General features: G+C 58.3%; 16 protein-coding genes. 7 read left to right on the forward strand and 9 right to left on the reverse strand.

Annotation, left to right across the window (positions count from 1 at the left end; genetic code table 11):
• The first annotated feature begins 169 nt into the window (after positions 1 to 169).
• The 7 genes from AACW18_RS05900 to AACW18_RS05930 all read left to right on the forward strand — a co-directional run bounded on the left by AACW18_RS05900 (position 170) and on the right by AACW18_RS05930 (position 7,393).
• Positions 170 to 1,075: a flagellin N-terminal helical domain-containing protein gene (locus tag AACW18_RS05900; RefSeq protein ID WP_042651513.1), complete on the forward strand. Its 906-nt coding sequence runs from the start codon at positions 170 to 172 to the stop codon at positions 1,073 to 1,075.
• A 624-nt stretch (positions 1,076 to 1,699) separates the two neighbouring features.
• Complete coding sequence (locus AACW18_RS05905; protein WP_042654484.1) at positions 1,700 to 2,599, forward strand: flagellin N-terminal helical domain-containing protein; 900 nt, start codon at positions 1,700 to 1,702, stop codon at positions 2,597 to 2,599.
• 39 nt (positions 2,600 to 2,638) lie between these two features.
• Positions 2,639 to 3,094, forward strand: coding sequence for a flagellar protein FlaG (locus tag AACW18_RS05910; RefSeq protein ID WP_256351766.1), 456 nt, complete (start codon positions 2,639 to 2,641; stop codon positions 3,092 to 3,094).
• Positions 3,095 to 3,127: 33 nt separating this feature from the next.
• Positions 3,128 to 4,531 carry a flagellar filament capping protein FliD gene (gene fliD, locus AACW18_RS05915; RefSeq protein WP_218290324.1) on the forward strand — a complete coding sequence of 468 codons (1,404 nt, stop codon included), beginning with the start codon at positions 3,128 to 3,130 and terminating at the stop codon, positions 4,529 to 4,531.
• Between the two features lie 29 nt (positions 4,532 to 4,560).
• Positions 4,561 to 4,983, forward strand: a complete 423-nt coding sequence (fliS, locus tag AACW18_RS05920; RefSeq protein ID WP_218388082.1) for a flagellar export chaperone FliS — start codon at positions 4,561 to 4,563, stop codon at positions 4,981 to 4,983.
• Positions 4,980 to 5,306, forward strand: coding sequence for a hypothetical protein (locus AACW18_RS05925; RefSeq protein WP_242376766.1), 327 nt, complete (start codon positions 4,980 to 4,982; stop codon positions 5,304 to 5,306). Before fliS ends, AACW18_RS05925 begins: the two co-directional genes overlap by 4 nt.
• The gene (locus AACW18_RS05930) at positions 5,306 to 7,393 is read left to right on the forward strand and encodes a motility associated factor glycosyltransferase family protein (protein ID WP_218388083.1); all 2,088 of its coding nucleotides are present in this window, start codon (positions 5,306 to 5,308) and stop codon (positions 7,391 to 7,393) included. The genes AACW18_RS05925 and AACW18_RS05930 overlap by 1 nt, the downstream gene beginning before the upstream one ends.
• 63 nt (positions 7,394 to 7,456) lie before the next feature.
• On the opposite strand, the gene AACW18_RS05935 is transcribed toward AACW18_RS05930, so the two are convergent.
• The 9 genes from AACW18_RS05935 to pseB are packed head-to-tail and all read right to left on the reverse strand — an operon-like array spanning position 7,457 to position 15,685.
• Positions 7,457 to 8,122 carry a class I SAM-dependent methyltransferase gene (locus AACW18_RS05935; protein ID WP_218388084.1) on the reverse strand — a complete coding sequence of 222 codons (666 nt, stop codon included), beginning with the start codon at positions 8,120 to 8,122 and terminating at the stop codon, positions 7,457 to 7,459.
• Positions 8,123 to 9,181, reverse strand: a complete 1,059-nt coding sequence (gene pseI, locus AACW18_RS05940) for a pseudaminic acid synthase (RefSeq protein WP_218388085.1) — start codon at positions 9,179 to 9,181, stop codon at positions 8,123 to 8,125.
• Positions 9,178 to 9,741, reverse strand: coding sequence for a UDP-4-amino-4,6-dideoxy-N-acetyl-beta-L-altrosamine N-acetyltransferase (gene pseH, locus AACW18_RS05945; protein ID WP_218388086.1), 564 nt, complete (start codon positions 9,739 to 9,741; stop codon positions 9,178 to 9,180). Before pseH ends, pseI begins: the two co-directional genes overlap by 4 nt.
• Complete coding sequence (locus AACW18_RS05950; protein WP_218388087.1) at positions 9,723 to 10,667, reverse strand: hypothetical protein; 945 nt, start codon at positions 10,665 to 10,667, stop codon at positions 9,723 to 9,725. Before AACW18_RS05950 ends, pseH begins: the two co-directional genes overlap by 19 nt.
• Positions 10,668 to 11,957: an aminotransferase class III-fold pyridoxal phosphate-dependent enzyme gene (locus AACW18_RS05955; protein WP_218388088.1), complete on the reverse strand. Its 1,290-nt coding sequence runs from the start codon at positions 11,955 to 11,957 to the stop codon at positions 10,668 to 10,670.
• Positions 11,954 to 12,709, reverse strand: coding sequence for a cytidylyltransferase domain-containing protein (locus AACW18_RS05960; RefSeq protein ID WP_218388089.1), 756 nt, complete (start codon positions 12,707 to 12,709; stop codon positions 11,954 to 11,956). Before AACW18_RS05960 ends, AACW18_RS05955 begins: the two co-directional genes overlap by 4 nt.
• Positions 12,706 to 13,551: an aldo/keto reductase gene (locus AACW18_RS05965; RefSeq protein ID WP_218388090.1), complete on the reverse strand. Its 846-nt coding sequence runs from the start codon at positions 13,549 to 13,551 to the stop codon at positions 12,706 to 12,708. Before AACW18_RS05965 ends, AACW18_RS05960 begins: the two co-directional genes overlap by 4 nt.
• Complete coding sequence (gene pseC / locus AACW18_RS05970; protein WP_218388091.1) at positions 13,542 to 14,684, reverse strand: UDP-4-amino-4,6-dideoxy-N-acetyl-beta-L-altrosamine transaminase; 1,143 nt, start codon at positions 14,682 to 14,684, stop codon at positions 13,542 to 13,544. Before pseC ends, AACW18_RS05965 begins: the two co-directional genes overlap by 10 nt.
• On the reverse strand, positions 14,681 to 15,685 hold the full coding sequence (gene pseB / locus AACW18_RS05975; protein WP_218388092.1) for a UDP-N-acetylglucosamine 4,6-dehydratase (inverting): 1,005 nt from the start codon (positions 15,683 to 15,685) through the stop codon (positions 14,681 to 14,683). Before pseB ends, pseC begins: the two co-directional genes overlap by 4 nt.
• Positions 15,686 to 15,690: the final 5 nt, after the last annotated feature.

The raw sequence follows: 15,690 nt of genomic DNA on the forward strand, positions 1-15,690 counted from the left end.
GGGGGCTTGGAAATCCAGCATTTGCGCAACTGTGGGCCCGATGTTCGTTCAAACGGAGGGCCCGCCAGGTGGAACAGACCCGTTCAAGCTGTCCATCTGAACGGTGGGATCCTGACTGTGTTGACACAAGCAGAGCCCACAGTTTCTTGTTCATCAGGAGAAATCTTTTATGGCCATGTTTATCAATACCAACACTTCATCATTGAACGCCCAGCGTAACTTGATGAACACCACCAAGTCGTTGGATACCTCGTACACCCGCTTGGCGTCCGGTCTGCGCATCAACAGCGCCAAGGACGATGCGGCCGGTCTGCAGATCTCCAACCGTCTGACCTCCCAGGTCAATGGCCTGGATCAGGGCAACCGCAACGCCAACGACGGCATCTCCCTGGCGCAGACCGCGGAAGGGGCCATGGATGAAGTGACCGGCATGCTGCAGCGCATGCGCACCCTGGCTCAGCAATCCGCCAACGGCTCCAACTCCGCCAAGGATCGCGAGGCTCTGCAGAAGGAAGTGGATCAGCTGGGATCGGAGATCAACCGCATCTCTACAGACACCACCTTCGCCGGTACCAAGTTGCTGGATGGCAACTACAGCGGCTCCTTCCAGGTGGGCGCCGATGCCAACCAGACTATAGGTTTCAGTCTGAGTCAGGTCGGTGGTTTCAGTATTTCTGGGATTGCGACGGCGGCTTCCAATTTTACCAGTGGTCCTGCTGGCTCTATCGTTACCGCGGTTTCAACCATTTTCACCAGCGGTTCCAATCCCGGTGGTATCAGCATCAGCAGTCAGAGCAATGCTCAGAACGTGCTGGCCGCTGTCGATTCCATGCTGGGCGTGGTGGATGGCAAGCGTGCCGAGCTGGGTGCGGTGCAGAACCGGCTGGATTCGACTATTCGCAACCAGTCCAACATCTCGGAAAACGTCAGTGCCGCGCGCTCCCGTATCCGTGATGCAGACTTTGCGACCGAGACCGCCAACATGACCAAGCAGAATATTCTGCAACAGGCGGCCTCTAGCATCCTGGCGCAGGCCAACCAGCGCCCGCAATCGGCCCTGTCGCTGCTGGGCTAACTCGATAAGTTCCAAGAAAAAGAAAAGGGCGGTTGTTCAGGCCGCCCTGGTAAGAAAGATGGAACAACGGGGTGTTCGGATTTACGCCTTGTTCTATCGAAAGCATGATTCTCTTATTGGTATACCCCTCGAGTGTTGCGCAGATCGTTCACTCTGTCACCCTCGAGGTTGTTCTCCTGAGCGTAAGCTCTTCTTTGGCCGACACTGTCGGCCTTTCTTATGGGTGCCGAGAAATCGGCTCCCTATAAAGAAAGCACAAATCATGCCATTCCCTATCTAGTCCTGATCCGCAATCGCGCTGCCTATTCTCCGTATCAGAGCGGTCTTACGGTGTGATGTTTCGTCAACCAGATCACGCCGGGCGGCGAGTATTTACCTCTGGGTTGATGAGGGCGGCAATAAATCTCCTAAAGCTTTTGTTGAAAATGCCGCTACAGAATGTGAAGCAAAATGAGGGGAGTTCGGAAGTCCAACATTTGCGCAACTGCGGGTTTGATGTCCGTTCAAACAGAGGACCCGCCAGATGGTACAGACCCGTTCAAGCTGTCCATCTGAACGGTGGGATCCTGACTGTGTTGACACAAGCAGAGTCCGCAGTTTCTTGTTCATCAGGAGAAATCTTTTATGGCCATGTTTATCAATACCAACACTTCATCATTGAACGCGCAGCGTAACTTGATGAACACCACCAAGTCGTTGGATACCTCGTACACCCGCCTGGCGTCCGGTCTGCGCATTAACAGCGCCAAGGACGATGCGGCGGGTCTGCAGATCTCCAACCGTCTGACCTCCCAGGTCAATGGCCTGGATCAGGGCAACCGCAACGCCAACGACGGCATCTCCCTGGCGCAGACCGCGGAAGGCGCCATGGATGAAGTGACCGGCATGCTGCAGCGCATGCGCACCCTGGCTCAGCAATCCGCCAACGGCTCCAACTCCGCCAAGGATCGCGAGGCTCTGCAAAAGGAAGTGGATCAGCTGGGATCGGAGATCAACCGCATCTCTACAGACACCACCTTCGCCGGCACCAAGTTGCTGGATGGCAACTACAGCGGCTCCTTCCAGGTGGGCGCCGATGCCAACCAGACCATCGGCTTTAGCCTGAATCAGTCTGCAGGCTTCAGTATCTCGGGCATTGCCGCTGCTGCGGGCACGTCAATCACGACCGCCACTGGCGGTACCGTGCTGGTGTCAGCTATTTTCGTTGGCGGCAGTGCAGGTGGCATTAACATTGCCACCCAGAGCGCGGCTCAAAACGTATTGGCTGCCGTCGATTCCATGCTGGGTGTGGTCGATGGCAAGCGTGCCGAGCTGGGTGCGGTGCAGAACCGGCTGGATTCGACCATTCGCAACCAGTCCAACATCTCGGAAAACGTCAGTGCCGCGCGCTCCCGTATCCGTGATGCAGACTTTGCGACCGAGACCGCCAATATGACCAAGCAGAATATTCTGCAACAGGCGGCCTCCAGCATCCTGGCCCAGGCCAACCAGCGTCCGCAGTCGGCCCTATCGCTGCTGGGCTAAGCCGGTACCATCTTCAGCCACTGATATAAGGAGCAGCAGATGGCCAATGAATCGATAACCTTGCCTTCTGTTACTTCGACGCTCACTCAACATGGCGGCCCTCAGGCCGCCATGACTGTTTCTCCCGCATCAGGTGGGGATAACTCGGTCGAACAGGCAAGTGTCGAGCCGACAGCCAAGGTATCGCAGGATCCGCCGGCGCATACCAAACCAGCAGAGTCGCGTATAGATAAGGCCTATATAGAAAAACAGGCCCAAGAATTGCAAGAAAGATTGGATAGTTTGAGCAAGTTGAAGGGATGGACAATCAATTTCACTCTGGTCCCCGAACTCGAACAACCGGTGATCAAGGTGATAGACGCGGATACCAAGCAGGTTATTCGCCAGATCCCGAGTGAGGAAATGCTCTTGATGAACAAGAGGTTACAGGCTATGGAGCAGGCGAGTGGCAATCTGGCCAGTCTCCCGGGGCTGCTGTTCGATGGTCAGGTTTGACCCTATTTTTTAAGTTGATAGACAGGAGGATGTATGGCGATTACCTCTGCAGGGGCGGGTTCTGGACTCGATCTTGAAAGCGTGATTTCGGCGAGTGTGGCGGCGAAGAAAGCCCAGTTGCAGCAACCGATCATCACCAAACAAAACAGTACCAAGATCACCTTGTCTGGCATAGGCCAGCTCAAATCCTCTCTCTCCGCCTTCACCGACATCCTCGACAAACTGAGTGCCCCCGGCGCTTTCAACAAGCGCGCCATCAACATCACCCAAAGCAAGGACGATCCCGTGCTGAAGGTGGAGAGCAAGTCAGGCGCTTCCAACGGTCAATACAACATCACCGTCAACAAGTTGGCGCAGACGAGTCGTCAGGAAGGGACCTTCGACAGCTCAACCACCCCGTTGGTCACTCAGGATGGTCAACTGACGTTCAAGGCCGGCGACAAGACCTTCAAGGTGGATGTGAAAGCCGGCGATACCTTGCAAGACATCCGCAAGAACATCAACAGCAATGGTGACAACTTTGGGCTCAGTGTCAACATCGTCAATACCGCCGATGGCAAGGCCAAGCTGATGATTGACTCCGGTGTATCAGGAGATGGCAAGGATCTGACCATCACCGGGAGTACCGCCGAGCTCGGTATCTTCGAGGCGGGGGGAGGTGTCATGAGCCAGACACGGCCGGCCAGCAGTGCCGAAATTGTCGTGGATGGCAACACCCTCAAGAGCGATACCAATACCTTTGACGACTCCGTCCAGGATCTCAAGATAACGGTGTTGCGCGTCTCGGACCTGGACAAAGACAGCACCACGTCGGGAGCACTGAAGTCAAACAAGGTCGATATCACGACCGACAAGACCTCTATTCAGGAACTTGTCCAGCAGTTCGTAGACGGTTACAACACCCTGCAAGACAGCATGGGCACCCTGGGCAAGCGTGGCACCTTCGTGGGGGGGGTGAAACAGGATGATGGTGGCGCCCTGGCCGGTGATTCGACCACCCGAGCCATCGAATCTTTCATGAGTAATCTACTGGTCAGCCCTTCCCAGAACAGCGGTACCTATTCCACCATCTTCGAGATCGGCGTCAAGATGGATAACAAGGGCAAGCTGTCTCTCGACAAGACGAAGTTTGGCGAGGCCGTCGACAAGAACTTCGACCAGGTTGTAGCGCTGTTTGGTGGGGACAAGGGCCTGGCAGCCACCCTGAACACAGGGTTGAAAGAGTACACCAAGAGTGGCGGCATGCTGGCACAACGAGAAGATGTGTTGAATTCAGATTTGCGCAGCCTCACTCAAAAAACGGCGACGGCCAGCGCGCAGCTGGCAAAATATGAAGCCTCTTTGCGAGCCCAATACGGCAGCCTGGATGCCCTGCTTGTTAAAATGAATAACTCGGCATCCGCCCTGACGTCGTTACAAATAAACAATAAGAATTGATTGAGCGTGATATTACGAGGACTCATGTTATGTACAACCGTAATCTGAAGGCATATAAGGCAACCAGCATCACGGCTGATTTGGCGGTTGCCGATCCTCACCGTGTCATTCAGCTCATGATGCAAGGCTTTCTCGAGCGACTGGCTCAGGCCAAGGGTGCCATTGAGCGGCATGATATGGAGGCAAAATCCATTGCGGTCTCCAAGGCGCAAGGGCTGTTGCATGGATTGCAGGATGCACTCGACATGAGCCAGGGCACCATGGCCGAAGATCTATATGGACTCTACTCCTATATGGATGAGCGTATCTGGGATGCCAGTCTGGCACGCGATAGCGTCCCCCTCGATGAGGTCATGGGGCTGATGGTGACAATCAAATCCGGTTGGGATCAACTGCCGGAAACAGAGAAACAGCAAGGCTACCAAATGAGACAACAGCTGGGTGAGCTGTGAACATCACGTCAGCCTCCCTCGATGAGGCATTGACGGAAAATGCCAGTTTAATGGAGGCGCTGTTGCAACAGCAGCGATACGACGAGGCGTTATTGTGCATGGATGAGCGTCTGGCCTTGATCGCTCGTCTGGCTCAATTGGCAAAAGATGATCCTCTGCAACAACAGGACATCGCCGCCTTGGCCACAAGCCTCTCCATTCAAGAAAAGCAGATGAAAGCCCTGGCCATCAGCCATCATCAAGCCGTTTTTAAACAGCTGACCCAGGTCGGGCGGGCCAACAAGGCCGGGCAAGCCTATCGAGTGAACAGCAAGGAGTTCTGATGTCCGTCAATATTGATACTGCCTTGGCAAAAGCCGAACAGGAGGCGCTGCGACTGCAACAACAGGCAGAGCAGGAAGTGGCCATGGCGGCGGCGTTACCGCTTCGCTTTGCGCAGAATATGGCGGCCTTTCGCCAATATATTCCCCATATTGCGGACATGTATGAAGCCTATCAACCCGCTCGTCCCTTCAGATTTTTCTGTAGTGAAAATGGCCAGCCCAATCTGGCCTGGCTCGATGATGACGTCGCCGTGTATGGCGCCGAGCCTTATCTCATCTGCGAGACCCTGGTTAAGGAGTTCATGGAGCGGGGGGGGCTGTCCAAGTTCTCCTTCAGCCAAGAGGCCAATCCACTCGGCTTCATGCATGTGGAATACCTCAACAAACTGAATGCTTATCTGGACGACATATCCACCAGGGAAGACATGTTGAGCCGTGTTCCCCTCGAGGTACCCAGCGCCCTTATCTTCGGGGTGGGTCTGGGTTACCACCTCGGCTATCTCTATGAGCGGTGCAAGATCGGTACTCTGTTCCTGTTTGAGCCGGATCTGGATCTCTTCTACGGGTCGCTATTCTGTTTTGATTGGGCACCGCTGCTGGCTTATTTGCATCAGGAAAACCTGGGGCTGCACATCCTGTTGGGACAGGATGAAGAGACCATAGTGAAGGACTTCTCGTCGGCCATTCATAGTCGGGGTTCTTTCCTTATCGCCAATGCCTTCATCATGTGGGGATATCAGAACGACAAGATAAGGAAACTGATAGAGAAGGTGCAGCAAGAATATTATCTGTTGGTGATGGGATGGGGCTTCTTCGATGACAACCTGATTGCCTTGTCTCACACCATCAACAATATCGAACGTGCGGTCCCTTTTTTGAAACAAGACCAGAGGGTCGCGCCAGAACATCACCGGACCCCCGTCTTCATCATTGCCAATGGCCCCTCGCTGGATGAATCAATCGCGGTCATCAGGGAGAATAAAGACAAGGCTATTTTGATCTCGTGTGGCAGTGCCATTTCCGCATTGCACAAGGTGGGCATCAAGCCGGATATTCACGTGGAAACCGAACGCACCAAGATAGTCTATGACTTCCTGGTCAACCTGAATGATCCTGAATATCTGCGGGATGTTTTATTCTTGAGTACGGATGTGATCCATCCTGATTGCGCGACACTCTTCAATCAATCGGCACTTGTCTTCAAGCTCAGTGAGCCAGGGGTGGTGCTCTATCGGAACTACTTCCCAGGCTGGCAAGCCTGTGCCGCCCTTGGCGGTGTCAACCCTCTGGTGGGCAATATCGGTGTCAGCGCGCCCACTCACCTCGGTTTCAAGAACCTTTATCTGTTCGGCCTGGATAATGGCTACAAGCACAAGGGGCACCATCATTCGAAGCTCAGCTCCTATTACAACAATGAGGAAAATGCCGGGGCCCTTGGCGATCTGATGTATGGCGACAGTCAGTGGCGACGCGAAGGAAACTTTGATGGCACCGTCATCAGCAACGCCATGTTTGACACCTCCCGCCGCGTGATAGAGCAGGTATTGGCTGCGAATGAAGATGTTCGATGCTTCAACTGCAGCGATGGTGCCAAGATTGAGCACGCCAGAGCCTTGCCGAGTGCAGAAATAAGCCTGCTCCATCGGGTCGACAAGCCTGCTCTGCTCGAGGAGATCGCCGGGCTCTGCGCCCCCATTCCCTTGTCAAAGCAGGATTTTGAACCCTTGCTGGATATCGAGTTCTTCAATATCCTCATCGACAAGATGATGGCCGAATGGCAACAGGACTTCAGGTCTCGTAATGAGTTGAATCAGCTGATGCTGCGTAACTTTGGCTATCTCTCCCAGATCGCCGCCACCCGGCAGCAACATATTTCCCAGACCATGGTCGGGTCGATGAATTATGTGTTCACCCTGTTGAGCTCCATTCTCTATTCATTCGAGGGTGAAGAGGAGACGCTGGTGCTGATGAAACCCGCCATCGATCTCTGGCTGGAGTTTTTAGCCAAGGCGAGGGAGATGTATCCAAGGGCACTCGACAGCGTCGACATGATTGATAACGAAGTGATGGCACTGTTCAGAAAATAAGAGCCGAAGCATTCAGAAAGTAAGAGCAGAAAATGAAAATACCGACCCTGGGGTCGGTATTTTTTATCTCTTGGGGTAGGGGTTCTGCGCCGTGAGCAGCCTCGCATCCTTTCGCAATATCTGTACCGAGATCAGCGCATCCGGCTCCAGTTCGGCGCCGCCATCGTGATGCTGCACGTGTTCGAACAGACGATGGTAGCCAGGGTGCCAGCCAAACAGCTCCCCGTAGTTCATCTTGTAGCTGAAGAGATTGGCGTGATGCTGGTAGTCGTTGCGATAGTGACCCGCCGGAGGATTGAAATCCATGATGGTCATCAGACCCCGATCGGCCAGCAGGGCATCGCTGCCGGCGGCAATCTTGAACAGATCCTGTGGGTCGCACAGGTAGAGGCAGAAGCCGAAGATGATGAGATCGACGGCTTCTATCTCGGGCAGACAATCGGCGGTCCCCACGGAGAGATGCAACCCTGGATAGCGAGAGAGCCCATCCTGGATGGCACTTGCCGACGGATCCACCCCATAGCAGCGGGCCCCATAATGCTCGGCCAACTGCGCCAGTCGCCAGCCATTGGCGCAACCTATCTCCAGGATCCGGGCGGGTTTGACCGCCAGATAGTGCAGCGCCTTGAAGATGGGATCGCTGGCCAGCGACTTGCCGAGAATGGCGGTCTTGTTTCGCTCGTACCACTCATTCCCTTCTTGTGCCATGAAGACGTTCTTCTGTTGCATCTAGCGCTCCTCGGCAGCTTGGGAAATCAATGACCAGGCCAGCGGCGTGCCGGCCTGAATATCCTGGCTGGCGCAGCGGCCCAGCAGGGAGGGAAGGTGGACTGGGGGCAACCCGTGAGCGGGTCGGATGGATCGCAAATTACGGGGAGTGAACGCCTCTCCCGCCTTCATATCCTCACAGACGAACAACGAACGTGAAAACAGACGGTTCTGCTCTGCCTTGGGGTTGAGGCTGTAGCTGATCTCACCCAGCGCGGCCTCCACTTGCCTTACGCCCGCCACCATCTGGCCAAATTCTGCTGGGGTCATGGAGAAAGAGGCATCCGGGCCACCCAATGCGCGATCCAGGATGAAGTGTTTCTCTATCACCTCGGCACCCAGGGCGGCGGCGGCCATGGCCACGGCCTGCCCCAGGGTATGGTCCGAGAGTCCCACCTTGACGCCAAATGTCTGCCGCATATTGGGGATGGTGAGCAGGTTGGCTTCTTCCACCGGGGCGGGATAGGAAGAGGTGCACTTGAGCAGGGTGATATCCTGATTGCCCATGCGGCGGCAGGCCTGCACGGCCGCATCGATATCGGCAAGGGTCGCGATGCCGGTCGAGATGATCATCGGCTTGCCCTTGCTGGCCGCATATTCGATCAGCGGAATGTCGGTGATCTCGAACGAGGCGATCTTGTAGAGGGGGACATCGAGGGTTTCCAGGAAATCGACGGCGGTGAAGTCAAAGGGGGTCGAGAAGAAGACAAGCCCTGCTTTCTCCGCTTCGGCCTGGATGGCGGCATGCCATTCCCAAGGGGTATAGGCCTCTTGATAGAGCTTGTGTAGCGTGGTGCCATCCCAGATAGTGCCCTGATTAATCTGGAAATATTCATTGTCGCAATCCAGGGTGATGGTATCGGCGGTGTAGGTCTGGATCTTGATGGCATCGGCACCGCACTCCTTGGCGGCGCGCACCGTCGCCAGGGCCTTGTCCAGTGAGTGGCCATGGTTGGCCGACAGTTCGGCAATGATGAAGCATCGCTTCGGATTGATGGCTTGAGCCCTGCTTGGGTTCATGGATGTCTCCACTCCTGTTCGGTGATCCCCATGAGCAAGAGATCGACATAATGTGTGGTATGGGGTCGGTAGACCGCTTCCCGCCAGGCGCCTTCCTGACAAAAACCGGCCCTCAAATAGGCCTGAATGGCTCTTTCATTGTCCGCCGCGACCTCCAGCTTGAGCGTGTGCAAGCGCGCGACCTCAAACGCCAGCTGGTTGATGGCGGCCAGCAGACGCATCCCCAGCCCCTTATCGGTGCGCCTGGGATTGCGATAGATCCCAAGCCAGGCCAGTCGATTTTGCCAGTCCAATCGGTGCAGGGAGATCACTCCGAGGATCCCTTGCGCGTCCTGGCAGAGGTAATTGAGGTTGCGGCTTTCATCTTGCTGGCGCGCCATGAAGGCGCGATGCGTCTCGAGGCTGATATCGCCCCCCGTGTTCATCCAGCGCGCGATTTCCGGATGGTTTCGCATCTGCCAGACCGCTACTGTCTGCGGCTCGTCCAGCATGGCGAAGGGGATGAGCTCCAGCCCGGCGAGGCTGAAGTGCCGTTGCAGGTCTATGTCTGCTTGAGCCATGAGAGTGCCTCCAGGGTTCCATTTCCTGCCATTAGCGTCTGCAGCCTGAGGGTCCGTCTGGCTCGCTCATCTGCTGGCGCCAGCCTGGACAGGCCCTGTTCCAGTCGGGAGAATAGTGCAGGGTCGTGCCACCAACCCGCCGAGAGAAAAGCGTCACTGCTGCACCAGCCGGCCAGCTGGCTTGCCTGGTTGTCGGCGACCCCGATCAGGATGCCCGGCAGGCCGCAGCGAGCCAGCTCATAGGTGACTTGTCCGGCACTGCTGATGGCCATGTCGCAGCGGGACATGAGGCCGGCCATCTGCTCGGCGTCGAGATGGTGATGTTGCCTACACCCCTCAAGGCGCGGGTCGGGCTCCCGGGTGACGACCTCCAGTTCAGTTTCGGGTCTGTGCCGGCGCAACCAGGCCACCAAGCCTGGGGTCAGGTCACGCACATCGGTGCCTCCCATGATGATCAGGATGCGCTCTATGCGGGCGGCGACCTGGGTACGGGCGGGCAGGGACCAGAAGGGGGGGCGCAGGGGCTGCCAACTCGGCCCCCATTGCCAGCTGGCGGCGCCCGACTGGTGGCTGGGCGTGCCGGGGCTGGCATGTATCACCAACCCCCTGGGGTAGTTCAGGCGCTCGGTGTCATCGAGATAGATGACCCGCTGGAAGCCAGCCGAGATACTCTCGAGGGTGGCCAGACTCGCCGAGTAGGAGTCGACGATGGCGACCGCCTGCCGTGGGGAGGCGCTTTGCTGTTGCCAGTTGTCCCAGCTGACGCTCTCATCCTTGAGCAGGGCTTGCGCCAGCTCATCGCCTTCGACCACCCAGTGGACGGTACCGCCCTGTTGCCGCCAGGCTGCCCCATAGGCACTGCAGCGGCTGAGGTGGCCGAGACCCCGCTCTTTATCCCCTTCGCTGAAAATCCACAGCGGCAGCACTCAACGCACCTTGAACACCGGCTGGATCGGCTCGCCATCCAGGGCCTGATGGATGGCGTTATCGGCATCCAGACGGATCAGTTCCGGCAGAACCTCGGCATAGACATCGAGCAGCGTCCTCATATCCTGTTCGCTGTGTGCCAGGTTGATGTTGTGGCTACCTAGGCTGAGGATGCCGCGCTTGCACAGCTCCTGAATGAAGTAGCTCTTGAGCAGCCAGCTGGAATGGTTGGCCGAATCGCCGATCAGCAGGAAGCTCCAGCTCGGGTGACCGGCGGTCTTGAGCCATTGGGGGGCGTCCAGCGTCTGCAACAGGCTATCCAGTCCGTCCAGCAGGGGTTGACCCCGTTCGGCCAGCCGGGCAGGCACATCGAGGCTGCGCATCTTCTTGATCACGGCGTTGGCCGCGGCCAGGGCGATGGCATCGCCGCCAAAGGTGCCGGAGAAGAAGATATCCTCCATGCGCTGCATGTGATCGCGACGGCCCACCACGGCGGAGATGGGGAAGCCATTGGCCATGCCCTTGCCGAAGGCGGCCAGATCCGGCGTGACGCCGAACAGGGTCTGGGCGCCGCCCAGATGGAAGCGAAAACCCGTGATGGTCTCGTCGAAGATGAGCAGGGCGCCATGCTGGTCACACAGCTGGCGCAGGCCGGGCAGAAATTCGGGGGAGGGCCAGGCGACGTTCATCGGCTCCAGGATCACGGCGGCAAACTCCCCGGGATGGGCCTCAAGTTGCGCTCGCAGTGACGCCAGATCGTTGTAGTCGAAGCGATGGGTCAGCTCCCGCACGCACTCGGGCACCCCCAGGTGGCGAGTGGTGGAGCCTATGTACCAGTCCTGCCAGCCATGGTAACCACAGACGGCGACCCGCTCCCTGCCGGTCACGGCGCGGGAGAGGCGAATGCAGGCGGAGGTCGCATCGGTGCCATTCTTGCCGAACCGGACCATCTCGGCGCAGGGGATCAGCTCGATGAGTTGCTCCGCCACCTCGGTCTCCAGGCGGTGGGGGAGCGAGAAGATGGAGCCGAGGTTGAGCTGCTCCAGCACGGCCTGGTTCACATCCGGGTCGCAATAGCCGAGGCTGATGGCGAGCAGACCGCTGGCAAAGTCCAGATACGAGTTGCCATCCACATCCCACACCCTGGCGCCCTGGCCGCGCTCGATAAACAGCGGGGCGGCGCCGTAGGGGAAGCAGAGACGGCTCTTGGAGAAGGTCTGGGAGCCCAGAGGAATGCTCTGCTCTGCCCGGGCGGAGAGTGCCAGTGAATGTTGATAACGTGAGGTCATGGGTGGTTCTCCTTGGCCAGCGAGCTTGCCAGCCCTTCATTGCGCTGATGCTGGGTATTCAGGGTCGCGAGATGTGGCGCCCGAGCCAGCAAAATGAGGATGTCGTTAGTGGTAAATGCTGGGTTTGTAGGATAAAGCTGCCCATAGATCTGCTCAATCAGCTCAAAATCGGCGGGTTCATCCACTGTCCAGCGCAACTGGGCCAGGCTCGGCGTACGGCTCAATCTGCCTATCTTGAACAGCTCGGCATGTTGGCGGATGTAATAGGTCACATGCTCGCGCTCGGCCGGGCTCTGGGCCTGCGCGGCCAGCAGACGCAGGGTGGCGGCACTCAGGATCTCGGCGTCCAGGCCATCCGGGTAGCAGGGATCCCAGCAGTTGCTGCTGTAGTCATAGCCACCCTGCAGGTGGAGCTCGATGAGTTCATCGATGAGCTCGGGATCCGCCAGCGGGCAGTCGCCGGTGAGCCTGACGATCTGGCTGGGGTTAAAGCGTTGCGCGGCCAGATGGAAGCGTTGCAACACGTCGTCAAGGGGGCCACGAAAACAGGGCACGTCCAGCTGCGCGCAAAGTCGGGCGATGGCCTCATCGTCGGCCTGGTCGCTGGTGGCGACCATCAGCTGATCCAGCCTGGTCGATCGTTTCAGTCGTTCAATCTGGCGGGCGAGCATGGGGACGCCCAGCAAGGGTTTGAGCACCTTGCCCGGCAGCCGGCTGGAGCCCGCCCTGGCCTGTAGGATTCCGAGGATCATGATGACTTCCACTGTGCCGGGTTGATGAGGCCGGGTTCGTCGCAGGCGAGGCCGGCCAGCTCGGTGTCGCTCAATGTCTGCCGCCGGGCATAGGCCGTGGCGATGGCGGCCAGCTCATGGGCATGACAGACCCCCACCACGAACCGGCTGACCTGGGGCAGGGCCGCTATCAGTGACAGCGCCTTGTCGAGAAGCGGAAGATGGGGCTGCCAGTGATCCAGCCGGGTCAGTGGCTGGGCGAAGTGCTGAAAATAGTCGGGTCGCAGAGCTGGCTGCATCAGTAACAGCCCCTGCAGGAAGAGGGAGCGCACATGGATCTCGCACCCCAGCGCCTGCAACCTGTCCAGCCAGCCCGTGCGCAGGAAGCGCTGGTCGAGCAGGTTGGCAGGCAGTTGCACCAGATGCAATGGGTAGCCCTGGCTCAACCACAGATCCAGCTCGTCCGGGGAGTAGACCGACACCCCCAGCTTGCCCACCTTGCCTTGTCGCTGCAGTTCCATCAGCTGTTCGAACAGGGCGGGGCTGGCGTCCTGGCCGCGATGGAGCAGCAGCCCATCCAGCCTCGGGCGTGCCAGTTGGCGCAGGCTGTTGTCGACGGAAGCAGCGACCTCGGTGGCCAGGATACCGGGGGCCAGCTTGTCCACCAACAGAAAGTCGGCGCTGTGGCGGCTGCCGAGCCGCGACTCGGCATTGCCATAGGCTTGCGCCGTGTCCAGGGTATCGATGCCCAGTTGGCAAGCCAGCGTCAGGATATCGTCGAGGGTATCATCACCGACCTGTCCTGCCTGGTTGCTGATGCCGTAATCGAGCCCGAACTGTACCGTGCCCAGTGCTAGGCGCATAACACTCGCTCAAGGGTCTGGATAACTCTGTCCTGCTCGGCCAATGAGAGGCTGGGGAACAGAGGCAGGCTGATGGCTTGTCGGTAGTAGGCCTGGGCGCCGGGGTAATCGGCGGGATCCTGCCCCAGATTGCGATAATAGGGCTGTGCCGGTATGGGCATGTAGTGGACATTCACGCCGATGCCAGCCTCGCGCAGCCGGGCAAACACCTGGTCCCTATCGGCGACCTGGATTACGTAGAGGTGGTAGCCGGAGCTACGGTCATTGTCTTGACGCAGCGGTCGCAGCGGCAGCTCGGTCAGCAATTCGTCGTAGCGGGCAGCCAGTTGTTGGCGCCGGTCGATAAAGTGGGACAAGCGGCCGAGCTGGCTCAGGCCCAGCGCGGCCTGAATGTCGGTCAGCCGATAGTTGAAGCCGAGCACCTGCTGCTCATAGTACCAGCCACCCGGACTGGGCGAGTCCAGCTGCTCGGCATCGCGGGTGATGCCGTGGCTGCGATAGAGCCTCAGCTTGGCGGCCAGCGCGGCATCACGGGTAGTGACGGCGCCCCCTTCCCCTGTGGTGATGGGCTTCACCGGGTGGAAGCTGAAGACGGTCATGTCGCTGTGGGCACAGCTGCCGATGGGGACATCCTGATAGCTGGCCCCCAGGGCATGGCAGGCATCCTCGATGAGGTGAATGCCATATTGCCGGCACAGGGCGCCGATCTCGCTCAGATCACAGGGTTGGCCCGCCAGATGCACGGCGACCAGCACCCTGGGCAGGCGGGAGGTTCCCTGGACGGTGCGCAGCTTCTCCCGCAGGGCAGCCACACTGAGGTTGCCGGTCTCGGGATCCACATCGACAAAATCCACCTGAGCACCGCAGTAGCGGGCACAGTTGGCGGAGGCGACGAAGCTGATGGCCGAGACCCAGGCCCAATCGTCGCCCCCCAGCTCCAGCGCGGCGCAGGCCAGATGGAGCGCCGTGGTGCCATTGTTGCAGGCGATCACATGGGGGACCCGGCAATAGTCGGCCAGCCCTTGTTCGAAGGCGGGCACCGCCTCACCCTGGGTGAGATAGTCCGACTTCAGGACGGCAACGACGGCATCGATATCTTCATCTGTGATGGATTGGCGTCCATAGGGGATCATTCGGCTAGCACCTGCTGGTTCATCATCTTCAATTCGTCTATCGACAGGAAGTGCCGATTGTTTAGGGAATTGTATTCGAAGCCGGGCTCGACCAGGGTGGCCGTATCCCCCAGGGCATTGACTGCGAAGTCATTGTTGCGACTGGTGAAACTGATGCTGGGGGAAATCACGTAATAGTCGTTGAACTCGAAGGTGTGATAGGAGTCATCGGCCGGGCACATCACCTCGTGCAGCTTCTCGCCTGGGCGAATACCGACGATCTCTTGCGGCAGCTCCGGCGCCATGGCGCTGGCCAGATCGGTGATGCGCACTGACGGGATCTTGGGGATAAACAGCTCCCCTCCCTTCATCCGCTGGAAGTTGGTCAACACGAAGTCGACTCCCTGTTGCAGGGTGAGCCAGAAGCGGGTCATCTCGGCATGGGTGATCGGCAGATGGTTGGCACCCTCTCTGATCAGCCTGTCGAAGAAGGGGACCACCGAGCCGCGAGAGCCCACCACGTTGCCATAACGGACCACGGAGAAGATGGTCGGGTTCTTGCCCGCCATATTATTGGCGGCGACGAACAGCTTGTCGGAGCAGAGCTTGGTGGCGCCATAGAGGTTGACCGGGTTGGCGGCCTTGTCGGTGGAGAGGGCGATCACCTTCTCGACCCCGTTGTTGAGCGCCGCCTTGATGACGTTCTCCGCGCCACCCACGTTGGTCTTGATGCACTCCATGGGGTTGTATTCGGCGGCCGGCACCTGCTTGAGGGCCGCGGCATGCACCACGAAATCCACGCCGTGCATGGCCATGTTGAGCCGCTCGGCATCCCTCACATCGCCGATGAAGTAACGCATGCAGGGATGGTTGAAGCGCTGCTGCATCTCGAATTGTTTGAGTTCATCACGGGAATAGACGATCAACCTGCTCGGGGTGTAGAGGGAGAGGACTGTCTCGATGAATTTCTTGCCAAAGGAGCCGGTGCCGCCGGTGATCAGGATCGTTTTTCCGTTGAACATGTCAT

Source organism: Aeromonas sp. sia0103, from assembly GCF_963895295.1.
GTDB classification, from domain to species: domain Bacteria; phylum Pseudomonadota; class Gammaproteobacteria; order Enterobacterales; family Aeromonadaceae; genus Aeromonas; species Aeromonas encheleia.